The organism is Aliivibrio wodanis, from assembly GCF_052920805.1.
The window spans coordinates 842,423-864,548 of record NZ_JBREXA010000001.1 but is presented as its reverse complement, the minus strand read 5'-3'; the positions used below and the strand labels follow the sequence as shown (position 1 = coordinate 864,548).

Sequence of the window (22,126 nt, the reverse complement as noted above, 5' to 3'; positions counted from 1 at the left end):
CACTATAGTAGCGCTATAGAGTGTAATTAATGATAATTATTAGGTTAAAAAATGAAAAAAATCGCTATTTTGTTATTAGGATCTGCAATGTTATCGGGTTGTGGTAGTGAGGATGGTTCAAATAGTCAACCTTCTCATATGAAATCAAGTGTTGTTGAAGGTGTGATAGAGCATGTTGATGTCCCAAATAATGAAGTGACTTTGAATGGCAATGCATACAATATAACAAAAATTACTTTTTCAGACGCTCAAGAACTGCAATTAAGTGATATTCAACCAAATATGATGGTGAGATTAACCACTCAAAGTGATGATCGTGTATCAAGTGTAAGTGCAGAGCTAACTTTAGAACCAACTATGGTTGGTGTTATTACCAATATTAATCATGTCTCTGGTGATTTCAAAATTAATGGCGTAGCTCTTTCTGCTGATAAAGCACTGTTAACTGGAATCGATAATGGTGATTGGGTAATGATATCTTCATTACCGACAGCCAATGCGGGGTATCATGTTTTATCTATTGTGAAATTTGAGTCTGGTGATCATGGTTATGTTGAGATGGAAGGTATGTTAAATCACCTTGAAGCTCATCAGTTTATCCTAGGCTCAAATTTAATCGTAAATTACGAGAATGCTCAGATTGAAGACAATGCTCGATTAAGCAATGGCCAATGGGTAGAAGTTATGGGGACAATGGATGGGTCGGTATTCAACGCCCAAAGTATTGAAGTCGAAGAGTATAATGATTTAGACCAAAATACGGATATCGAAGGTGTTATCACTTGGGTTGAGAATGATAAATCGTCATTTGAACTCAACTATAAAGGTCGCTTCGTTGTTACTAATAATACGATATATGAAGATAATGGTAGCAAAGAGTTATTAGCTATTGGAAAACAAGTTGAAGTGACGGCAAAACAAGTTAATGGGAAAAATCAAGTAATTGAAATTGAATTTGAAGGGCTTGATGACGATTGGATCGGTTCTGACGGACTTGAACTCACTGGGATGATAGTATCAACTGACTTTGACGTAAGTGAATCAGATTCTTTTGTTATTAAAACACTACAGGGTAACAAAACGATATTTATTACTCAAAGAACAGAGTTTGATGACCACCTGACCCTGAATAACTTGTATGTAGGCATGCTTGTAGAGGTTGAAACGTATTTGGTTAATGGCCAATATATGGCGATTGAAATTGAGCAAGAGAGTGATAACGATTAATTCGTTGTTGTTTTAAAACCACTGATTAATCGTCAGTGGTTTTTTCTTAACTATCTACTTGGAACTATATAGAGCCGCAATTTGGTTGTGGAGTTGTGTAGTTAGGTAATCGCTTTATTTCAGCAGAAAGGTCATGAATTCGAGTACTGTGTGATGGATGAGTCGATAGCAATTCAGGTGGTTGATTTCCTCCTGAAGCTTTTGCCATGTTTTTCCAAAGATCAATACTTTGATTAGGATTAAACCCAGCTTTTGCCATTAAATCTATGCCCATAATATCAGCTTCTGACTCTTGTTCTCGGCCGTAAGGCAGCATTACGCCGTATTGAACCCCTAGCCCTAAAGCGCCCATGGTTAAATCATGATATTGAGAATATTCAGAGCCTTTTAAGGCAACACTTGATATTTGTAAGCCACTATTCACAATTTGGCTTCGAGACATACGTTCATTGCCATGGTGAGCAAGTACGTGAGCGACCTCGTGGCCAATCACCGTGGCTAATTGGTCGCTATTCTCAGCCACTTTTAATAGGCCTGTATAGACACCTATTTTTCCACCGGGAAGAGCAAAGGCATTGACTTGGTCGTTATCAAAAACAACGACTTCCCACTCTTTAAATGCGCTAGTTGTGCCAACTTGGCGAGTAATTGCACCAGCAATGCATTGAACGTAATTATTGATTTTTGTATTGGTGCTTATTTTTTCTTGCTGTTTTAATTGCTCAAAAGATTGAACGCCGAGCTGAGACATATCGGCATCTGAAAATAGGATTACTTGATTACGTCCTGTGGGTGAAGAGCTACAAGCACTGAGTAGGATAGATGCAAAGATTACGGGTGTGCTTTTTTTCATCGATAATGTCATTGTATATCCATATAGCGAATAAGTAATAGTGGGTATGGTATGCAGGTAGAGAGTTAATTTCAATAGCTTGAAAAATGAAGTTCTTAACTGTGTCGGTAGCATCGCTATGTTTTTAGTGTGTGGTGGCCTTGTTGGAGTATTAATCGGCTTTATGTTTTTTTGTTATAGTTATAAATGAGTTTTTATCACAAAATTAAAGTGTAATAAAAAACAGTCGATGTGTTAGGCATCGACTGTTGGTTTTTATGATAAGGCCTTAGTGTGGCATAAGATTAGTGTTTATGAGCTGTTTCATATAGCTCTGCGTCAACTTCTTCGCCTTTTTCTGGACGAGGAACAATCTCAAAGCTTTCGTCTGCATGAGTTAATGAGCCTGTCAGTTTTTGTAGTACCGACTTGTCACCTTTAATGCCTGCTTTTCCACTCTCTAATAATTCACTTAGTGTCGTTTTCTCTAGTAAAATTTGTGATACATCAGCTCGATTAATTAATAGTGTCGCATCAGCTTTCATCTCTTTATCAACTAAAATATTGTTTAAGTTACCGTTAGACATTTCTACAAAATAAGTCTCTTTGTTATCTGGTAATACTACGTTTAATGTAAATGGTGTATGCTGAGCTTTCATTGAATCCACTTGCACGGCTAGATAATCTAATAAATTTTCAACTGTCATGTTAGCTAATACATCTGGAGAGGCTGTTTTTGGTGTACCTGGTAATGTACCTACGCGTAATTCTTGAGCACCAGTAAGGTAAATGTTTCTCCAACCAGCCCCTTCTGATTGATAGCCTAGTTGCTCATAAGTATCAGCAAGTAATTTACGCGCCTCTACGTTTTTAGGCTCAACTTGAATCACTTTGTTTAGTGCTGTTGCAATAAAACGGTATTCGCCTTTTTCAAAATCAGCCTCTGCTTTCTCTAGGATTAATTCACTGCCGCCCATGTATTCTACAAATTTTGCTGATTCAGGTTTTACTGGTAGTGGGTTTAAATTTGCAGGGTTCATGTCAAAATACCCTAAGTACATATTATAAACCGCACGAGCATTGTGAGAGTAAGTCCCGTGGTAGCCATTGGTGTGCCACGTTTTTTGGATACTTTCTGGCATTACGGTATATATTTCATCGCCCATGTCTTGTAAAACTACACCGTCGTTTGCCAAGCGAAGTGTTTGGTTATGAGTGAAGCCATAAGCATCACGTTGCATTTTTAGGTAATCAGAGATTTCTTCTGTTCCCCAAACTGGCGCAGAGTGAGAGGCAAACAGTACGTCTGTTTTCGAACCCCAAGTTATTAGCATTTCATTGATTTTTTTAGACCACTTTAAACCATCACGAACTTTGGCACCACGGAGTGTATATAGATTATGCATACCTTGGTATGTTAATTCCCCCGTCCATAATGCGTTCATGCTTGGAATGTAAGTCACCATTTCTGACGCGGCTTCTGTACCAGAGGCATCCATAAATTGCATTTCTAAACCATCAATGTTCAGTGTTTCAATTTCTTCTTTATGGTTCAGTTCGTAATCTGGTAATACATAAGTAATAGCACCTTTTGATAGGCCTTTAGCTAACGCGGCATCAACAATTCCGTGCTCATGACGATTTAGTGTCGCACCGTATTGGTAAGCAGTACGACGAGACATGGCGTTGCCGGCTAATACGTTTTCATCAACAATTTCTTTGGTAATGAATTTTGAACCGTATACCTTCACATCAGGAAAGGCTTCTTTAATGGCTGCAGAGCCACCAAAGTGATCGGCATGTGAGTGAGAATAGATCATGGCAACAACAGGTAAATCACCACCTTCTGGCACATTTTCTTGGAAGAATTTTAATGATTGGCTCGCTGATTCACGTGTTAATAATACGTCATAGGCAATCCAACCATTATCACTACGAATGAAAGAGATTGAAGCTAAGTCAGTACCTCGTACTTGATATATTTTCCCTGGAACGACTTCATAAAGTCCTTCTGCCGCTTGGTTTAATACTGCCTGACGCCACAATGATGGGTTTACTGAATCTGGTGCATTATCTGCATTAGCTATAGAAGGGTCGATAAAGTCAAAGCTGTTACGGATAATATCCCCCGTCTTTTTATCGAAGGAAGCTATCAGACCTTTGTTATTATTTTCAAAGGCACGAGTATCAGCAAAGTTTAGTGTTTTAGCAAAGGCTTCATTGTTTTTAATGGTTGTTTTGGTGGCTGGTTTACCGCCTTGCTTACCTATTTCACTAAAGTGTTCATGGTCGTGTTCAGCTGCGATTGCACCTAAAGATATTGATGAGATAACAACGGCTAAAATAGTCTTTTTCATAAATCCACCTATTTAAGTAAATTAGATTTGAATAGTAAAATTGTGTGAGACATTAAATTCACGCTTTGCCTCAGTGCTGAAACCAATATTAGTGATCTCTATTCATTTTAAAAATAGAGAAAAAGATATACTTATTATTTACAATATAAATGTATTGGGTGATTTAATGAGTAGCAAACAGAGAGGAATGAATAATGCCAAAGCAAAAAGATTTTGATATGAACTTATTAAGGGTTTTTGTTTCAGTATGCCAAACAGGTTCATTCACCAAAGCTGCTGAAGAACTCGATTTAACTCAATCATCTGTGAGTAATGCCATTCGTCGCTTAAAAGCGTCTTTAGGTAGTGAGCTGTTTGTTCGTTCTGGTCGTGGCATTGAGATGACAAATTATGGAGAGAATCTGTTTAAGCAAGTAGAGCCTTCTGTTATGGCATTAGCTTGCGTCGTCGATGAAGGGGAGGGTTTTGATCCTAATATATCAAAGCGCTCATTTTCAATTTATGCATTAGAGTCCGTTTTACCAAAGCTACAGATCCGATTAAAAGCATTGCTTAAAGGAAGCAGTATAACGGTTACATTAAAAGAGTTACCAAGTAATGAAGAAGAGATCCTTGATGCTCTGATGCTAGAGAAAGTGGATTTAGTATTAGATGTAATGAAACCAAGACAATCATCATTGAGAAGTCTGGTGGTGTCAGAAGATAAAATCTGTTGTATTGCGCGATGTGATCATCCAAGAATAATGGGAAGTATTACTAGAGATATGTTTTTTGAAGAGCAGCATGCCTTTTTAAATATCCGTCGTTTTAAACAAACCATAACAGATTACTTAGCTGAAGAGGTGCTGCCAAATCGTAAAATGGGCAGTGAGCATACCTCTATGATGGGAATGATGGCGTGTGTTGCACAATCGGATTTTATTGGTATTAATTCGATACGTTTGATCTCTCAATATAAAGAGAGTTTTGGTTTACAATTATTGGATGTTCCTTTTCCTGTACGATCAACCAAAATACACATGCTTTGGCCAACTAAGTTTGAAAACAATAAAGCAAACCAATGGCTGCGACAATTAATTATCGCAGCCGAAAAGAATTAAGGGCTAAGGCACAAGCCATGCTGTTTTTTTAGATTTAGAAAGTAACCAACTTAAGCCAAGTGCGCCAGCACCACTAAGGACTACCCAAACAGGGATAACCCACATAGGGTTTTGTCCTTCGTACCATGCATAATTTTTCATTGGCCACAAGAATAGAGGATGGAGTAAGTAAATTCCTAAGCTGTAGGTACTGATAAATCCAACAATGGTTCGGGATTTATCAGACAGTGATTCTCCATAATAACGACAAACAAAAAACAGCATTCCAGCTGCAGCAACAGTATTAATAGTTTTGTAAGATAACCATCTGCCTACGGTATATTCTCCCAGTAATACACTTTGGGTTATCACCATATAAACAGTTGTTGCTAATGCAGTGATACCAATAAACAGTGCGATGATGGTGTTTGTTTTAGTTAATGAAACTCGTTGGTATAGTGCATAACCTAATAGTAAGTAACCACTATACAGCCAGATCTCAGTACTCCAGAATCCTTCAAATTTGACAAGAAAGAAACAGGTAGTGAGTAGCCATACTCCAATAACAGAGAAGAGAGCGGTGTTATCCATCTTTTGAACCATGACTCTAAAGAAAGGGATCACAATATATAAGGGAAGAAAGTAATAAAAGAACCCTAAATGGTAATAGGTGTATTCAAAAGGTAGGTCGATAAGTACCATTTTTGCTGATTCAAAATCATAACCCTGCGCGGTTAATCCTGAAAATAATGCATAAAATACCGACCAGAAAAGAAAAGGAACAAGTACTTTCCCGAGTCGTTTCTTTACATAATAAGGCGCATCAAACTCTCTTTTGTCACTGAGCATTAATGCCCCGGTGATCATAATAAACACCGGAACAGCCCAGCGGCTTAAACTGTTTACCGATACCGCAGTTGCCCACTGGTCAAAAGGAATTGAATTCAACTCATGTCGGTAGGGAGCTAATACGTGAATCGCGACGACTGCAATAGCTGCAATGCATCTCAGTAAATCAAAAAAGAAAATTCTTCCCATAATATGCACAGTGCTCCAAGATTTGCGTAATAAGTGATAACCAACAACCAATTTATAGTTATTTGTTATATATAAAAGCGGTCGCATTTGATATATAAGTTGTTTTTTATAAAAAATAGCCAGATATCATAAATCAACTAAAATTAAAGTCGAAAAATCATGTATTATTTATATGTATTATTAACATATAAAGGATTAAGTATGAAAGCGATAGTAGGGTTAATTTTATCATGCTCTGTGGTTTCTGTTGCTAGTCAAGCAGCAGAAGAGATTTCTGTCACGCCATATATTGTTGGTGGGGTTAGTGCAAATGTTGCTAATTACCCTTATATGGCCTCATTAATGTTTGAATATAAAACTCTACCTGGTGTTGTTTATCCATTTTGTGGTGGATCTGTTCTTGATGAGCGACATATTTTAACCGCAGCGCATTGTGTATATGATACTTTACCTTCTCAAGTTGCCAATATGAAAGTGGCGATCGAAGTTAATGATGGACAGGGTATGGCCGCAGCTCAAAAAGTAGCTGTAAAAAAGATTTATTATCCAGATAACTATAATAACTCTACCCTAATTAATGATGTAGCTGTCTTAGAATTGTCAGAATCACTACCTAATTATACTTATAAACACGCAGTTAAATTAGGAGATACGTCAGATCAAGACTATAGAATGCCAATGACGGAATTTACAGCTGTTGGTTATGGTCGTTTTAGTACCAGCAATGATAACAATGGTAAGAATAAAAGTGTTGAGTTTAGAGAAACTCAAGTTACTTATGTTAACCCAACAGATTGTAATTTTTGGGCTAATTATACGACATCGAATAAGCAAGTATGTGCAACGGGACGCTCGTTTGATAATAGTAATTTAGTGACAGCAACTTGTCAGGGGGACTCTGGTGGTCCGCTAATCTGGAATGGTTCCCAAATTGGAATCGTGAGTTTTGGTCCATTGATTTGTGGGGATGGCAGATTAAATAGCCAATCGGTCTTTACAGACGTAAGCCAGTATAAAGATTGGATTAGAAAAGCACAAAAAGGAGAGTTGTCTTCGGTCATTACCGTTACAGAAGATAGCTATAGTGAAAGCTCTGGAGGTTCAATTCCTCTAGGTATGATTTTTGTTCTTTCAATATTTGGATTTTACCGTAAGTATCATTAATTTATGTGAGTTAATGTAAAAAAGGGCATAACGTAATGTTATGCCCTTTTTCTTTCTTAAGTACTAAATAGCTTTAGGTATAGCTTAAGACTAAGCTATTCCAAGCTTTCTTTTGTTGCTCAAATTGCAGTTTTATCTGTTTATGTTGAACACGTAAAACAGCCAATTCATATTTCTTCGATAACGAATTTTTCTTATTATCAAGGAGCTGTTTTTTTGAATCGTAATACTCTGACATGCGTTCAATTAGCGCATCATACTCAGCTTCTAAATGTTCTTTTACGATGTGATAATTGTGTAATGTAGCAATTTTATCTTCCGCTTTTTTTCGCAGCATAAGCGCTTTAGCTTTCTCTATTTTAGCTTGAGGGCTAACTCGTAATTTAGTTGTTAAACCAAACCATGAGCAGCTTTTAATAAACCACTTTGTAGGATCATATTGCCACCAGTAAATACCATTACGGTAATCATTTTCAAAAATGTGGTGGTAATTATGGTACCCCTCACCAAAGGTAAATACAGCCAAAATGCCATTATCACGAGCGGTGTTTTTTTCAGTATAAGGCTGAGAACCCCAAATATGAGCAAGTGAGTTGATAAAGAAAGTCGTATGGTGACTTAATACTAAACGTACGGCACCGACCATAAGTAACATTCCGATAATGTCCCCGTAGATAACGCCAAGAAGCACTGGAATACCAATATTCATAAGAAGAGCAAGTGGTACATAGTGATTATGTTGCCACATAACTACATTGTCTTTTTGAAGGTCGCGGCAATTGCTATATTCATTACAGGCAGAGGATTGGTAGTGACGTAACATCCAACCAATATGAGAATACCAAAAGCCACGCTTTGCAGAGTATGGGTCTTTATCATTATTATCGACATGGCGATGGTGTACTCGATGATCGGAAGACCAATGTAATGCACTATTTTGTAAAGCGAAAGCGCCACCTAAAGCAAAAATAAAGCGTAAAGCAGGATGGGCGTTATAAGCCTTGTGCGACCAGAGACGATGGTAACCAGCTGTAATAGATAGATTACAAAAACTGAAAGCAAGAAGCAGCCATATCCAATGCTCAGCTCCTAAACCATGGTAATAGGCATAAAGAGGAGTCGCGACTAAAGCAAGTAATAGGCTTGAGGTAAATATAAATACATTTAACCAAATGATTGGTGGTTTTGATCCTTGATGCATAATAAACATTCCATTTAGGCGTACAGTTGTGCGCTAGAATAAGTTGTGTCGATATTTTAGTCAAGAAAAGGTGAAAGTAAATTTGTAACAAATGTGATGAAATGAGAAGGATCTTATAGATTATAGTAGTGTAATTACAACTGCTGCGGCTTTATGGGTAATAATGAACTGATAATTATAGGGGGCTAGGGTATAGCATAATAGTGTTGCTATTAAAGATGAGAAGAGTTATTTGAAGAAGTTAAAATAGATTTGATATAATGTCAGGCATATACAATTGAGATAAAAGTAGAACAACGATGAAACTTAGTTTTTCAGAAGGCGACATTATAACTAATCAATATGAATTAGTCGTACGGCTTAAGAATACATCTAAAACAATGTTGCAAGCAGAGGTAGATGGGTTAACTCTTATTGGGGGCGCAAATGTGCTCAGTGCTGTAGGTAGTGGGCTTAAATGGTCGATTAAACTTGATAATGCAGAGCAATTGGAGTTACTTTCAAAAGAGATAGGGGTTGCGATTGAGTTTTACTAATCGTAACCTATATATCTACCAATGCTCCTAATTAGGCAGAACAATTTGATCTTTACCTTGTTGTTTTGCCTGATACATATTGCTGTCTGCAGTTTGAATTAATACTTCTAAATTGCACTGTTTTGCTTGGCATAGACTGATACCAATACTGACAGTGACTGTATGCTCTTTATTTGAAAACTTATACGGTTCTTGTTTACAAGTATGTAAAATCTGTTCGGCAATCTCATTTGTTTGTTCAAGGTTTTTATCTGGAAGGAAAATAATAAATTCTTCACCTCCCCACCGTCCAACAAAGCCTTGATTATCGATGATAGATTTACATTGCAGCGCGAAGCGTTTAATGACTTCATCCCCAGCAGAATGACCAAATTGATCATTAATACACTTAAAATTATCAATATCGATTAGGAGACAAGTTTGAGAAGGACAAGTATTCTTACTTGTTTGTTGATTTAATTTTTCGGTTATTGCACGACGGTTTAGTAACCCGGTTAAATCATCATGAGAGGCTTGGTATTTTATTTGTTGTTCTAGTTGATATTTTTCAGTGACATCAATTACTGAGCTTTGAACGGCAGGTTTATCATCCCAGATTATTGCGCTTTCATAGATCTGAAAATAACGATGTTTACCATCGAGTCGAATATTTTCTACAATATTATTTATTGTTTTGTTTTCTTCTGAGATTAACTCTTGATAGATTGCTTTCGCATTATTTCGATTTGATTCAGGAATAAGACACTCTAAGGATGGCATGCTCATTACTTGAGCAACGGATTTAGCTCCAATTGCGCGAACATATGAAGGGTTTACCATTAATGGAACAAAATTACGGTGTACTATGATCCCTTGAAGTGAATTCCAGATAAGATCTTTGTATTTTTGTTCTTGCTCTAAGATACGCTGATTGGTTTGGTCTATCATTGACATATCGATCACGGTAATTTGAAGAGCTAGTTCACCTTCCCAATCAATGACATGATCAACCGTTAAGACTGAGAATATTTGGCCTTGTTTATTTTGATTTACATAAGAGCGTACTTTAGGCTGTTCTTTACCTGAAATAACATCATGGTAAGCTTGCTGAGCAGTATTATGAAATTTAGGATCAATGATTTCAAATAGAGAACTAAGATTCATTACTTCATCAGTAGATTTGAAGCCAAACATTTGAGCATATTTTTCATCTACATAAAGAGGGAGAAAATTACGATGGATTACCACACCATAGGTGGAGTCGATATGGATGGCTTTCATTACGTATCCTAGCTCATATATATGTATAGCTCCATGTTATACTTTCGTTAAAGATAAATAAACCCACATGATAGAAATAAACAGTGAATCGCATTATTTTTCCTTCCATTTTCGGTAAGATCTTTCTGTACGATTTTATGCTTGTTATGATTAATGCATTATATATGATAGCCAGTTTATGGTGAGAGGTAAGAGTGACAAAGGGGACAACGAATAAAGCGATGATGACTAAGCAGAAAATTATAGATACTGCTTTTGATATCACTATTAAGAATGGCTTTGATACAGCTACATTTACATATATAGCAAAAACGGCGGGTATCTCTAAATCAGGTATTAATGCTCATTTTGACAGAAAATCGGATATTGCTGCAGAATTAGCTCCTATTTATGAGAGTATAATTAAAGAGCCTCTGAGGTTTGGTTCACCTGAAGAGTTCTATGAGTCTTGGATACATGCTTTTGAGAGTAATGATAAATTTAGATCAGCAGTATTAACTGCAGGACCAATCATTCCAAAATTGGATGGTATTAAAGGATTGTTTGATATCATTAAGGGTAATGAGGAAGAAATTCAAAAGTGTGTTTATATGTGTATCGGCTATTCAGTTATTCACTCATCGTAGGCGAGCAGTATAGATTACGCCAGTCAGTTAGTCTGACTGGCTTTCTTGTTAATTTGAAATAAAATATAAATGTTCTTGGGTTTTTGGATTGCATTTAATATCGCAATACTTGTCTTTCATTTTTAATATTTCATCTATAGATCTAATGAATGCATCAACGACCTTAGGGTCAAAATGGACACCTGATTCTGATTTAATAAGCTCAATGGCTTTCTTATCACTCCATGCATTTTTATAGGGTCTTTCTGTTGTTAGCGCATCGTACACGTCTGCAATAGCGATAATCCTTGCTGAAAGTGGTATATCTTCTTTGGCTAGGTTATATGGGTAGCCTGAGCCATCCCATTTTTCATGATGAGCGATAGATATCTCTTTGGCCATAATTAGTAAAGGGTCGCTGTGATCACCAATTATTTTTGCTCCGAATATTGGGTGTTCTTTCATTATTATCCATTCCGACTCAGTCAACTTACCTGGTTTATGCAATATTTTGTCTGGAATACCAATCTTACCGATATCGTGCATAGGGGCTGCAGTAAATAAGTCCTTACACCATATATCAGTACATCCGTAGTTTTTGGCAACTATCTTTGCGTAATGGCTCATTCTGATGACGTGCATACCAGTATCGTTATCTTTAAATTCAGCGGCATTACCGAGTCTTTCTATCAGGCTCCTGTTGAGCTCTGATTGTTTGTTCGTTACCTTTCTAACTATTATTAAAGTGAAACCTATACACAGAATGACAAAAATACTCATTCCTGAAGTAATGAGTATTAAGGCTTCTTTGAAGTCATTATGTTCCGTAAGAGCTTCATCTACATTAATCTTCGCTATGAAGTTAGCTTTGAATGCATTTTGCCAACTGGTTACTGCAAATACTTCATTTCCTAAGTAATCAGTAGTTATCTCCATTTTACCTACATCGCCATTATTTGGAGGGCTAGTGAACGTGATTATGCCGCTCTTTTTATTACCGAGACAATTTCCACTTTTACATCGCGATATAATTACGCCATCATGATCAACTGCAATCATTTCACCGGTTTTCTGAAAGTATTTTTTGTAGCTATCGGGAAAGAACAATTCATCAGTGATTATTTCACTAATGATTACGCCATAAATTTCATCGGTTTTGCCATTTACTATTGGTGTAGAGAAGAATAGATTCCCTTTGTATCCTTGATCTGCATGATCAAAATATGCACCAATAGAGAATATTGAAGATCGGCCTTTAAGTGCATTCAAAAAATGTGGATAAACATCTTCGTTGAATTCTCTATATCCGATATTTTTACCATAACTCGCTAATTTTGCTCCTTTTGTTGTGAGGATAGCAAAAGCATTGGTTTTTCCTACATGAAGAGTTTCGTATTTTTTGAATACCTCAATAAGTCTATTTTTTGTCTTTAATACCTCCTCAGTAATTGGATTATTTCTAGTTATGATAAGGCTTTCAAATATATCGATAAACTCGGGGGTTGATGTGATATAAGCATGTGTTATTTTCATTATGTTTAGTTTCTCTTTAACATCATCCTTGTAGCTGTGGATCACCTTGATTAAGTCGCTTTCTGTCCTATTAAGTGCGTATCTCTCACTAGACTCAATGAGCAGAAAGCATACGAACATGGCAATTAAAATGAAAGATGCTATCGATAATAAAAAGGAGTAGAGAAATTTGTTTGAATTGATCCTGAGGTTAGATAGTTTTGAGTCTGCTATTTTTGATGCAATACTGAAACTTACCCACAGCAGTAGGATCACTAAAATAAAAATGGTGCCGTAGTACCATATGTTGAATCTATCTTTATTGTTAAACACTTCATCATTAATAAATACATAGATAGAACCAACTACAAGCCCGTCATAAACGATATTTGATTCACCATGCTCTGAGTAGGATTCAAGATTATCATTGGTACCTGAGTCAAATGTGCCTCCAATATGATTTCTTGAATAAGTAAGAAAGTTCTTTCCACTAACCGCATCTTTTATGATAAGTCTGTTTATTGACTGCTCATGTTCAATAATTGATTTTATTGTTTTTTTTAGGTTTTTTTCATCAAGGTTATAGAGGTGGTACGCGATTAGGTCTGAAATTTTCACAGCAGTTAATTCTGCAGTGGTTTGTTTAATTTCTGGACTTTTAACGTCTTGCTTCACGGTAAGGAAAATTAAATAAGCGATCAAAATGATTGAAAGGATAGCGACTTGATATGTACTCTTTATTGTTGTCATAGATCTTCTCCATATTTTTGATATTTATTAAAGAGATCTTCAATGTAGCCATCGTCTACTAATTGCTGAATAGTTTGATTAATTTTTGGCAATAGATTTGCATTTTTCTTGGTTAGTCTAAGCGTAAGATCAAATTGTTTGATTGTTGGTGTTATCCCTATCACATCTCTATTGATATTTGCTGAGTTGGTAATATCTAAAGGCATAAGCATATAGTCACATCTACCCATATCTACCATTTTTGCTGAGTTTACTTCTGTGGTGATATCTTTGTCGATATTGCTTATATTCACATCGTGAAAGCCAAGTACTGAGCATGATGTTAGGTGACTAAAGTCGCTTTCTTTACTTGGTGGTATATCAAAAAGAGATTTTCGATATATGATAACTTCGGACGATTTAAATAATGGAATACTATATATGCTGTTTTTTATTTCTAGTTCTTCAGTTCTCCACTCTTTTGCGATGCCAGGTTCTACATCCACCTTTTGGTATTTCATTAGGTGTCTAACTCGTAATTGTGGAAAAAATTTAAATTTAAATTCTATGTCGTTCATTTCTCCAATCTGGTTTAATAATTCAATATAGACCCCATTTTCAGGAGACCCACGTTGTGGTTGGATGAAATATGGGTAACGGTCTTCGTTTATTAATGCGACATCAAGAACAACTCTTTCTCTTGCTATGGTTATTGATGACATGATAAGGGAAATGGCTAGCACCATTGCATTTATTCTCGATTTCACTATGTAAGCCTTTCTCTTTTTATTTTTATGGGTTTAAAATTTATGTTTCACTCTGTATCCCAATCAATTGAAATACTAGGTTTTATTTCTATAAATATTAATCAATGTAGTTGAATTCCTGGTATATCTAATTTGCATTCCATCCCTTAATTAAAATTTTCTATTTAACGTTCTCTTGCTATTTATTTCTCCATTGACGGTGATTTATTACAATATAAAAAATAAATTTGACGGATAGTAAATTAGAGGTTTATTATTCTCACCAATAAAAGGTCGACGTCCTTTTTTTATTGTAACACCTTATCACCGGTGATGGGAACATTGAATGGGAAATGAAGTGTAGAACGACACTAATTCATAGCCTAGTAGTATGTGGAGTCGCAGTATACATTGGTTATATATCGAACAATCAAAATAATAACATAGGAAATTAAATGGATAGCATCATTACAACCTTGCTTGATGGCAGTACTAATCGTTACTTGTATAGCTCTTACGGAACGGTTCGTATTGTAAATAGCGGAAAAAATATCGAGATTCATATGTATAAAGCGCTTGGTGCAAAGCAAACAGTAATACTAAATATTGGTAAGGAAGCGATAATTACGACTGGGATTATTAATCATTTATTGATTAACGCTAAATCTGACTCTAGTGGTGATTTTAGACTTGTTCACCAAGCGTTAAGTGAGATTGTGAATTATTAGATAATAAATGTTTAAACTGACATTAAAAATTAAACGTAGCAATGTACAGATACAGTAAGAGGATAGTGTGAAAAATAAAGGTTTTACATTAATAGAACTAGTGGTTGTTATTGTTATGCTTGGTGTTTTATCAGTAATTGCAGCACCTCGTTTTCTTAACCTACAAGACGATGCTAAAACATCGGTAATTAAAGGAATTAAAAGCTCAATAGATAGCGCACTGAACATTGCTTATGGAAAGCTGGCAATTGAAGGGTTAGAGAGCGAGGCTCTTCTATTACCAGGAGAAGTGCCAATTGATGGATGCGGACAGTGTTTATTTTCTTATGGATATCCTAAACGAGATTTTGACACATTTTATGCACTAGTTAATGGAGTTGGGGAAGGGGAAGATATCCAGTTAGCTTATACGATAGAGGCAACATCAGCTCCTACATTATTTTTTACATTTTCTGATAATATCATCGATGATTCTGGGTTTCCGACAATAAAAAATGATTCATGTTATGTGAAATATGAAGCAGTCGTAGTGAATGCTGGTGATGATGAGAAATCAAGTGATTATGTATTAACTGTCAAAAAATGCTAAAAAAGTAAGCACATAAAAACCAGACTTTTAATTATATATTTGTCTGGTTTTTTAAGATAAAACCCCGCGATAAAATTCATATACATTGGTTTGAGTATGTTTTCTCTTCTTGGCATCATACATGGCTAGGTCAGCCGCAGCGATTAAATTTTTTGAGGAATTAATCTCACTATTATTAATAGCGATGCCAGAAGAACATCCAACGGTAATTATTTTTTCTTCGATTTTCATTGGCTCACTTATCATAGTCATAATACGTACTAAAGCAGACACAATGTCAGATTCGTTTGTACAGCCATCAAGTATTAAACCAAATTCATCACCACCTAATCTAGCAAATGTATCGCCTTTTTTAATTGCTTTTGGAATTCGGCTCGCAATGATTTTAAGGAGTTGATCACCTGCATCATGGCCCAAGGTATCGTTAACCTCTTTGAACCCATTCAGATCAATAAAGCAAAAAGCGATGTTATTACCACGAGCAATCTTTGTTTTTAATACGCTCATACAATACTTTCGATTTTTAAGACCAGTTAGGTAATCAGTTTCTAAAATTTTAGATTTAGCTCTCAGACTTTTAGACATATAGGTAAGAGCTGGCATAGTAATAGTCGCAGCAATAAGAGCGATATAGATGTAGTAGAGAAGGTCTTGCCTATCATCCTTAATTTTATTTACAAACTCAGTTAAATCATATCCTTTAAATTCATAAAGTACCATGTCATCGTACGTGTCTTTAATTTTTCGTACTGTTACTAAAGTTGAAGGAAGATTACTTTCCCAGTTATCATTGGATAAAAGTAGCTCGTAATTATTATCAAGATTAATTATATGTCCATCAAGGTATCTATTTACGTAGCCTTGTATATTTTTGAAGACATTTGTGTCAGTGGCTAAAAACTCATAATTTACAATCAGATAATCAATTCTATCTAAGATTTTTTGTTGTGAACTGTGACCGTTATGTATAGCGCTCATAATTTCTAACTCTAAGAGTTGAACTTCACGACCAAAGCGCCAAGAGGCCCAATAAGATGCTTTTATTAGTTCGATATATTTAACGGTTTCACGATCATACTCTGCGTGGTCTTGTTTTATTTTATTAACGGTAAGAAAGACGACTATTAATAAAACTAAAAAAGCAATTATCCATTTTATTTTATCGTAAAGTAATATTTTCATTGTTCTACTCATAAACTGTAATTTCAGTAGCGAACCAAACCAAGTGATAGCTTAATGAAAGCTCTGACATTTCTTCTTCACTAAGTTTGCTTAAATCACTAATTATTAGTATAGGGCCTTTTTTTCTTATTGATATGTCACGGCCATTAGCCTGGTAAGCTAAAAAAAATGCTTCTTTTTCTAATGAGTCACCAGTTATTTTTGCTTTATAACCGTTAGCAGCACTTACTTCTATATAATTAATCTTCGAAATTATTTCTTGGTTATTAAGTAAATCATAGAGGTAAACACCATTATATTTAATGAGTTTACGTTCCCAAGGGAGTGGTGTTGTAAGCATTGTTGGGGCGACGTTTTTAAGTTCTTTCATCGTATAAGAATAGCTTACATCCCTAGATGGAAAGTTAACTTTCATTGCCGCTTTAGTATCGGTACTCGCAAAAGAAAGCGATTGAAAGCTAGATATTATGAGAATTAGTAGGGTTTTTATAATGTTAATGGATGCTGTCCTTTTTTTGCTTGCGAATAAATAAAAATAAGAGTTTTTCTCTTGTAAATATTGATTATAACGCAGTTCTAATCAATATTTAAGCTCGTGGTCATTCTTTATACAAATTTCAGTAATTCTCTAGTCATTATTACTGGTTAAATCACATAATAGCTTCGTTAAAAATTATTTAAGTAGAATAACTACTTAAATAATTTTTGCTTTGCTCTTAAGTGGTTTTCCTGCGTAATAAATAGACCATTTAATTAATGGCAATGGTATTATAAGGCTAAATTAATGCAGAATAATGACTTACTTAAATTCGAAGTGCATGAAATCCATATCCAAAAGAATACAAAAAAGCCTCGTCATTTCTGACAAGGCTTCGTTGATGTTGGCGGAGCGGACGGGACTCGAACCCGCGACCCCCGGCGTGACAGGCCGGTATTCTAACCAACTGAACTACCGCTCCAATTTTTAAAACCCAGACTCTATCTGAATTTTCAAAAGTGGTGGAGGGATAGGGATTTGAACCCTAGAACCGCTATTAACGGTTGCCGGTTTTCAAGACCGGTGCTTTCGACCACTCAGCCATCCCTCCAGTGCGGTGAATAATAGTCAGCTTTGATTTTTATGTAAAGCCTTTTTTGAAAAAAAGAACTTAACTGTATAAAAAATAAACGTTATTCTGCATTTTTCTCTACATCGACTAAGTAATCACCTTCTAACCAATTACGGCCAATCAAAAGTTTATAATCTAACTTACTTCTATCGCGCAGGTTTACTGCTATTTTTTTATTTTTTCCATCAAATTCTAAATGCATCCGAACGGCATAGCGACGTTCAACGCCTTGAGCATTACGGATTTTACTCACTCTAATAATACGACCAGTATGCTCAGACGCTTCACCTTCTTCATTGTAAGTAGTGAACTTAACAGTATCACCTAAATGATCACGCATATCTTCGCTTTCATCTTTTTTCCCAAGAATTTCAATATTCGTTGCGTGGATTGACGTAGTCGCAGCACCCGTATCAATACGAGCTTCGTAATTAGAGTCTAATTCTTTTACATGGATGGTTTCAATTTGACCTACGATGGTTTTATTAAAGCATGATTCTGCAGCAAAACTGGAAGTAGAAAGTAACAATAAGCATGTAGAGAGGATAAGTTTTTTCATGGATGCCTTTTATTGTAAGTTTGATGAAATGATAAAGTAGCTATAAATAATAGACGTTTAAATCTGAATTGAGTTCAATGGTATGTAAAGAATAGGACAGATTTATGCAAAAAATGAAATAAACAGCGGTATCCGTAATGGATTACCGCTGTAATATGGGGATTAAGCGTTTTGAGTTCTATTTTTCATAATAGAACCAATGATCGCTAATGTAATAATACCGACGATGGTTAATAATGAAATAACAGTAGGAACTTCATAAGCAGTACCAACCAAGAACATCTTAATACCGATGAAGCTTAGGATAAATGCTAAAGCAGGTTGTAAGTAACAGAACTTATCTAACATGCCTTGAAGAACAAAATACAAAGAGCGCAAACCCAATAATGCAAATACATTCGCTGCAAACACTAAGAAAGGTTCTTGAGTGATAGCAAATATTGCAGGAATTGAATCTAATGCAAACATAATGTCAGTAAACATAATAACAATAACGACTAACAGTAGTGGCGTTGCAATTCGTTTTCCGTTTATTTTTGTAAGTAACTTATGGCCATCGTACTTGTCATCAAATGGAATGTATTTTTTCGCAAACATTACCAATTTTGATGATGAGAAATCACTGTTCTCTTCAGTATTCGCAAACCACAGTTTTACACCCGTGATGATTAAGAACACGGCGAAAATGTATAATATCCAGTGGTACTGAGCGAGTAAACCAGCGCCTACAAAAATCATAACAGCACGTAATGCAAGTGCACCAATGATGCCCCACAATAGAATTCGTGGTCTGCTTGATTCAGGAACAGCAAATTGACTAAAGATTAATGCAAAGACGAATAGATTATCTACGCTAAGCATCTTTTCAAGTAAGTAACCCGTAATGAAAGCGATACTAGCGTCTTTCGCTGAATAGCTGCTTTCTGGTGCCATTAATGGCCAGTAAACATAAAGAGCTGCACAGAAAATGAAAGCAAGCACGAACCAGAAAAGTGACCACACTAAAGCTTTTTTTAAGCTAGGAGCTTCTTTTCTTGTTTGAAACATATCTAGAGCGAACAGAGCGAGAACAACGAAACCAAAGAGTTCCCAAGTTAACGGTGACATAATAATTCCTTACAAGTAGGTGAAAGGAGTCCCGCTAAAATGAGTGAGTAAACCTTCCACCATAAACAATAAAATTAACGTTATGGTATTTGGTCTTGTCAAAGTGATTGGCATTCATTTGCCCACTTACAGATACCGGAAGTCAGATACATGATTAGTACTTACTTCGGGATGACGATATCTGAACAAGATTAAGTATTAAACCTTGTGACTACTCCCCAAGATCTGGATAGTAATCCTGAATCTTGAATTATTCAAATAAAAAATAACGTATATTAAATTATTTTATAAAGCATTTGGTAAATGCTTGAAATTTTTGAAGATGGGTCACAAAGAAAGTTCTCATGTTTTTAACTAAAAGGCCGATAATAGAGGTGATATTAAAAATATAGAATAATGGTGTAGCATGAATTGGATTCAAATCTCTGTCGTTGGGCTTGTTGTTTTGCTCGTGTTGGTGTGTATAAATTTCTTTTTTGCGAATGGCAAACAAAAGAAAATCGAAAAACAAAAAGAAAGAGACGAAAGCTCTTATCGTAGAGCATTAGCAGAGGCGCGCGCAGCTGAACGTCAAGAGAGAGTTTACAAAGCTCAAACTGGACATGTATCAACTCAATTATTTTTAGCAAAAGAAGCTGAAATGAACAATTTTGAAGAAGCCTTACATTGGTATGAAATGGCTGCAAAATTAGATAACAATATTGCAATACGATCAATGATCAGGTTATGTGATAGTCGACGTGAAGAACCAGAGTTACGAGAAAAATCGTTATTTTGGAGTAAAGTTGCAGCGGCACAAGAAGGTGGGCCAGAGGACAAACTATCTTTAGGCATTGCTTTTTTACAAGGAAATGGTGTTGAAGCGAATATTGAAAAAGGGATTAGTTTAATTACAGAAGCTGCTGAACTTGATCACGTTCCTGCTCAATTATTTATTGCAGATTGGTATGTTGCTGAATCTAACCCTCAACCTAATGCTAAATTAGCGGCGGAATGGAATCTACGAGCAGCAACGCTTGATAATGTTGAAGCACAAATACGAATTGGTAAACAATATGCCGAGGGACGAGGTGTCTCTGTTGACCCTAAAAAAGCAACGTACTGGTTAGAAGTAGCAGCTGAAACTGGTGATGCAAAAGCGCAGTATTTTGCAGGTGAAATGGGAGCAGATACCAATGAAAAAGGTAACTCTATTGCTTATATCTGGTTATGGATTGCCGCTAAAAATGGTATAGAGGCAGCTATTCATCGTCGAGACCATGTTGGTCATCTTGTTGGTGTTGATGCGGTTATCGGATTACAAGGTATGGCTAAACCTTTATATGAAAAAATGATGAAAGGGAAACTAAAAAAGCACGCTGTCATTAAATCACTTGATAAACTGTATCAACGTGAAAGTTACTTCCCTAGTGATAATGAATTCCTTGTTGGTGAGGGAAAAAGTAAAGTTGATGAGACTGACAAGACAGAAACAAATACGAAAAAAGAAGTAAAGCCTGGTAGCGAAAAAAAAGATGAAGAAAAAGACAAGGTAGATTTTAGTCAAACTAAAATGGACAGTGGCTCTAAATTTTAGACCTTTTCTTTATTTATATTAAAGGGGTTTAATTTATATAAAGGAGCACAATTTTGTGCTCCTTTTTTATTTACAGATTTACTTCAAAAAGGATGGGGCAATGATCAGAAAGTTGATATTTTTTCACATCAGTCTGATTGAAAGATTGCTGACTGATGGTAAATATATTTTCTGAGATATTAGTTAGACCATGATCAATCAATCGAGTGAAAGTCGTATATTTAGGCCAACCCCGCTTCCATTGCTTAACGGTGCAGCTTCCTTTTGTCTCTTTAGTTAATAGCTTTGGTGTATTTGTTGTTTTCTCTTCTAATTGTTTCCATAGCCAACTTCTAGGATGTGCAAGCGTATGATTAAAATCACCTAGAATCATATAAATTTCATTATTTTCTTCTCTTATATTTATCCACTCAGTTAGTTCATTTGTTTGCTGCTCTAGCGTAGAACATGCGTAATTATTTTTTTGTTGTCCCAAGCATCCAGATTTTAAATGCACAGAAAGAAGATGGACTGGCTGCTCATTAACCGTGGTAATCACATAAGTTGCATAGCGCAATTTACTGCTTTTTTTGTTAGGTAAAAGTGAAAAATCATTAGGGTCTATAGTAGAAATAGAGTCGTGAATCGCAAATCCAGTGTATTGATTAATGTCATCAAATTGCTTTTTTGGGTTAGAAGTTCTATCTGAGATAAATATCTGATAATCAGCCCCAACTATTTTTTGTATTGCTTCTATAGAGTCAACCTCTTGAAAAGCTAAAATTTGGCTATTAGATTGAGAAAAATAGTTATTTAGCTGTGAGAAATCTTGTTCACTTCTTTCTGACGAAGGAAATTTTTCAGAAGGATTAAGAGTTAACCATTCTAAATTCCAGGTTGATAAAGTGACAGCTTGGCTAGTAAATGAGCTAAATAAAAGAATAAAAAAGCATAGTGAATAGGTAATTCGTTGATTCATAAGTCCTCCAGAAATCGCAAGCATTTTAATGA

The 22,126-nt window shown here is 35.7% G+C and carries 20 protein-coding genes and 2 tRNA genes; 8 read left to right on the top strand and 14 right to left on the bottom strand.

From position 1 onward, the window contains the following. The first annotated feature begins 51 nt into the window (after positions 1-51). Positions 52-1,227, top strand: coding sequence for a DUF5666 domain-containing protein (locus tag ACU5DF_RS04035; protein ID WP_446711879.1), 1,176 nt, complete (start codon positions 52-54; stop codon positions 1,225-1,227). 64 nt (positions 1,228-1,291) lie between these two features. On the opposite strand, the gene ACU5DF_RS04030 is transcribed toward ACU5DF_RS04035, so the two are convergent. Further along, the gene (locus ACU5DF_RS04030; protein WP_446711878.1) at positions 1,292-2,092 is read right to left on the bottom strand and encodes a M48 family metallopeptidase; all 801 of its coding nucleotides are present in this window, start codon (positions 2,090-2,092) and stop codon (positions 1,292-1,294) included. A gap of 272 nt (positions 2,093-2,364) precedes the next feature. Beyond that, positions 2,365-4,416, bottom strand: coding sequence for an alkyl/aryl-sulfatase (locus tag ACU5DF_RS04025; protein ID WP_446711877.1), 2,052 nt, complete (start codon positions 4,414-4,416; stop codon positions 2,365-2,367). 194 nt (positions 4,417-4,610) lie between these two features. Between ACU5DF_RS04025 and ACU5DF_RS04020 the strand changes: the two genes are divergently transcribed. After that, entirely contained in the window at positions 4,611-5,516 is a 906-nt protein-coding gene (locus ACU5DF_RS04020; RefSeq protein WP_446711876.1) for a LysR family transcriptional regulator, read from the top strand. A 3-nt stretch (positions 5,517-5,519) separates the two neighbouring features. Here ACU5DF_RS04020 and ACU5DF_RS04015 read toward each other — a convergent pair whose 3' ends face one another. After that, positions 5,520-6,536, bottom strand: coding sequence for an acyltransferase (locus ACU5DF_RS04015; protein WP_446712472.1), 1,017 nt, complete (start codon positions 6,534-6,536; stop codon positions 5,520-5,522). A 198-nt stretch (positions 6,537-6,734) separates the two neighbouring features. Between ACU5DF_RS04015 and ACU5DF_RS04010 the strand changes: the two genes are divergently transcribed. Continuing rightward, on the top strand, positions 6,735-7,697 hold the full coding sequence (locus ACU5DF_RS04010) for a S1 family peptidase (RefSeq protein ID WP_446711875.1): 963 nt from the start codon (positions 6,735-6,737) through the stop codon (positions 7,695-7,697). 73 nt (positions 7,698-7,770) lie between these two features. Here ACU5DF_RS04010 and ACU5DF_RS04005 read toward each other — a convergent pair whose 3' ends face one another. Further along, on the bottom strand, positions 7,771-8,898 hold the full coding sequence (locus ACU5DF_RS04005) for an acyl-CoA desaturase (RefSeq protein WP_446711874.1): 1,128 nt from the start codon (positions 8,896-8,898) through the stop codon (positions 7,771-7,773). 299 nt (positions 8,899-9,197) lie between these two features. On the opposite strand from ACU5DF_RS04005, the gene ACU5DF_RS04000 reads away from it, so the two are divergent. Continuing rightward, positions 9,198-9,434 carry a DUF3389 domain-containing protein gene (locus ACU5DF_RS04000; RefSeq protein ID WP_446711873.1) on the top strand — a complete coding sequence of 79 codons (237 nt, stop codon included), beginning with the start codon at positions 9,198-9,200 and terminating at the stop codon, positions 9,432-9,434. Positions 9,435-9,461: 27 nt separating this feature from the next. Here ACU5DF_RS04000 and ACU5DF_RS03995 read toward each other — a convergent pair whose 3' ends face one another. Next, positions 9,462-10,694: a sensor domain-containing diguanylate cyclase gene (locus ACU5DF_RS03995; protein ID WP_446711872.1), complete on the bottom strand. Its 1,233-nt coding sequence runs from the start codon at positions 10,692-10,694 to the stop codon at positions 9,462-9,464. A 194-nt stretch (positions 10,695-10,888) separates the two neighbouring features. Here ACU5DF_RS03995 and ACU5DF_RS03990 point away from each other — a divergent pair, with 194 nt between their 5' ends. Then, on the top strand, positions 10,889-11,320 hold the full coding sequence (locus ACU5DF_RS03990; RefSeq protein WP_446711871.1) for a TetR/AcrR family transcriptional regulator: 432 nt from the start codon (positions 10,889-10,891) through the stop codon (positions 11,318-11,320). 48 nt (positions 11,321-11,368) lie between these two features. On the opposite strand, the gene ACU5DF_RS03985 is transcribed toward ACU5DF_RS03990, so the two are convergent. Both ACU5DF_RS03985 and ACU5DF_RS03980 read right to left on the bottom strand, forming a co-directional pair. Further along, positions 11,369-13,561 (bottom strand): HD-GYP domain-containing protein, encoded by a 2,193-nt coding sequence (locus ACU5DF_RS03985; RefSeq protein ID WP_446711870.1) that lies wholly within the window; start codon positions 13,559-13,561, stop codon positions 11,369-11,371. Further along, the gene (locus ACU5DF_RS03980) at positions 13,558-14,307 is read right to left on the bottom strand and encodes a substrate-binding periplasmic protein (RefSeq protein WP_446711869.1); all 750 of its coding nucleotides are present in this window, start codon (positions 14,305-14,307) and stop codon (positions 13,558-13,560) included. The genes ACU5DF_RS03985 and ACU5DF_RS03980 overlap by 4 nt, the downstream gene beginning before the upstream one ends. Positions 14,308-14,741: 434 nt before the next feature. On the opposite strand from ACU5DF_RS03980, the gene ACU5DF_RS03975 reads away from it, so the two are divergent. Together ACU5DF_RS03975 and ACU5DF_RS03970 are read left to right on the top strand one after the other, a co-directional pair. Further along, entirely contained in the window at positions 14,742-15,014 is a 273-nt protein-coding gene (locus tag ACU5DF_RS03975) for a hypothetical protein (RefSeq protein WP_446711868.1), read from the top strand. Between the two features lie 67 nt (positions 15,015-15,081). Continuing rightward, positions 15,082-15,603, top strand: a complete 522-nt coding sequence (locus ACU5DF_RS03970; protein ID WP_446711867.1) for a type II secretion system protein — start codon at positions 15,082-15,084, stop codon at positions 15,601-15,603. Between the two features lie 51 nt (positions 15,604-15,654). Here ACU5DF_RS03970 and ACU5DF_RS03965 read toward each other — a convergent pair whose 3' ends face one another. From ACU5DF_RS03965 to ACU5DF_RS03940, 6 genes are all read right to left on the bottom strand, one after another. Next, the gene (locus ACU5DF_RS03965) at positions 15,655-16,785 is read right to left on the bottom strand and encodes a diguanylate cyclase domain-containing protein (protein WP_446711866.1); all 1,131 of its coding nucleotides are present in this window, start codon (positions 16,783-16,785) and stop codon (positions 15,655-15,657) included. A gap of 4 nt (positions 16,786-16,789) precedes the next feature. Then, complete coding sequence (locus ACU5DF_RS03960) at positions 16,790-17,200, bottom strand: hypothetical protein (RefSeq protein WP_446711865.1); 411 nt, start codon at positions 17,198-17,200, stop codon at positions 16,790-16,792. A gap of 467 nt (positions 17,201-17,667) precedes the next feature. Then, positions 17,668-17,744: transfer RNA gene (locus ACU5DF_RS03955), tRNA-Asp, on the bottom strand. A gap of 38 nt (positions 17,745-17,782) precedes the next feature. Continuing rightward, a tRNA-Ser gene (locus tag ACU5DF_RS03950) sits at positions 17,783-17,873 on the bottom strand. Positions 17,874-17,955: 82 nt separating this feature from the next. After that, positions 17,956-18,453 carry an ATP-dependent zinc protease family protein gene (locus ACU5DF_RS03945; protein ID WP_446711864.1) on the bottom strand — a complete coding sequence of 166 codons (498 nt, stop codon included), beginning with the start codon at positions 18,451-18,453 and terminating at the stop codon, positions 17,956-17,958. Between the two features lie 162 nt (positions 18,454-18,615). Beyond that, positions 18,616-19,560 (bottom strand): TerC/Alx family metal homeostasis membrane protein, encoded by a 945-nt coding sequence (locus ACU5DF_RS03940; protein ID WP_446711863.1) that lies wholly within the window; start codon positions 19,558-19,560, stop codon positions 18,616-18,618. Between the two features lie 406 nt (positions 19,561-19,966). On the opposite strand from ACU5DF_RS03940, the gene ACU5DF_RS03935 reads away from it, so the two are divergent. Continuing rightward, positions 19,967-21,136, top strand: coding sequence for a tetratricopeptide repeat protein (locus ACU5DF_RS03935; protein WP_446711862.1), 1,170 nt, complete (start codon positions 19,967-19,969; stop codon positions 21,134-21,136). Between the two features lie 70 nt (positions 21,137-21,206). Here ACU5DF_RS03935 and ACU5DF_RS03930 read toward each other — a convergent pair whose 3' ends face one another. Continuing rightward, the gene (locus ACU5DF_RS03930; protein ID WP_446711861.1) at positions 21,207-22,094 is read right to left on the bottom strand and encodes an endonuclease/exonuclease/phosphatase family protein; all 888 of its coding nucleotides are present in this window, start codon (positions 22,092-22,094) and stop codon (positions 21,207-21,209) included. Between the last annotated feature and the right edge of the window lie 32 nt (positions 22,095-22,126).

Excerpts from the sequence above, each read along its gene's own strand:
- ACU5DF_RS03985 (WP_446711870.1), bottom strand. The coding sequence starts at position 13,561 with ATGACAACAATAAAGAGTACATATCAAGTCGCTATCCTTTCAATCATT.
- ACU5DF_RS03940 (WP_446711863.1), bottom strand. The coding sequence starts at position 19,560 with ATGTCACCGTTAACTTGGGAACTCTTTGGTTTCGTTGTTCTCGCTCTG.
- ACU5DF_RS03965 (WP_446711866.1), bottom strand. The coding sequence starts at position 16,785 with ATGAAAATATTACTTTACGATAAAATAAAATGGATAATTGCTTTTTTA.
- ACU5DF_RS03935 (WP_446711862.1), top strand. The coding sequence starts at position 19,967 with ATGAATTGGATTCAAATCTCTGTCGTTGGGCTTGTTGTTTTGCTCGTG.
- ACU5DF_RS03960 (WP_446711865.1), bottom strand. The coding sequence starts at position 17,200 with ATGAAAGTTAACTTTCCATCTAGGGATGTAAGCTATTCTTATACGATG.
- ACU5DF_RS03930 (WP_446711861.1), bottom strand. The coding sequence starts at position 22,094 with ATGAATCAACGAATTACCTATTCACTATGCTTTTTTATTCTTTTATTT.
- ACU5DF_RS04030 (WP_446711878.1), bottom strand. The coding sequence starts at position 2,092 with ATGACATTATCGATGAAAAAAAGCACACCCGTAATCTTTGCATCTATC.
- ACU5DF_RS03975 (WP_446711868.1), top strand. The coding sequence starts at position 14,742 with ATGGATAGCATCATTACAACCTTGCTTGATGGCAGTACTAATCGTTAC.
- ACU5DF_RS04035 (WP_446711879.1), top strand. The coding sequence starts at position 52 with ATGAAAAAAATCGCTATTTTGTTATTAGGATCTGCAATGTTATCGGGT.
- ACU5DF_RS04000 (WP_446711873.1), top strand. The coding sequence starts at position 9,198 with ATGAAACTTAGTTTTTCAGAAGGCGACATTATAACTAATCAATATGAA.
- ACU5DF_RS04005 (WP_446711874.1), bottom strand. The coding sequence starts at position 8,898 with ATGCATCAAGGATCAAAACCACCAATCATTTGGTTAAATGTATTTATA.
- ACU5DF_RS04010 (WP_446711875.1), top strand. The coding sequence starts at position 6,735 with ATGAAAGCGATAGTAGGGTTAATTTTATCATGCTCTGTGGTTTCTGTT.
- ACU5DF_RS04025 (WP_446711877.1), bottom strand. The coding sequence starts at position 4,416 with ATGAAAAAGACTATTTTAGCCGTTGTTATCTCATCAATATCTTTAGGT.
- ACU5DF_RS03945 (WP_446711864.1), bottom strand. The coding sequence starts at position 18,453 with ATGAAAAAACTTATCCTCTCTACATGCTTATTGTTACTTTCTACTTCC.
- ACU5DF_RS03995 (WP_446711872.1), bottom strand. The coding sequence starts at position 10,694 with ATGAAAGCCATCCATATCGACTCCACCTATGGTGTGGTAATCCATCGT.
- ACU5DF_RS04020 (WP_446711876.1), top strand. The coding sequence starts at position 4,611 with ATGCCAAAGCAAAAAGATTTTGATATGAACTTATTAAGGGTTTTTGTT.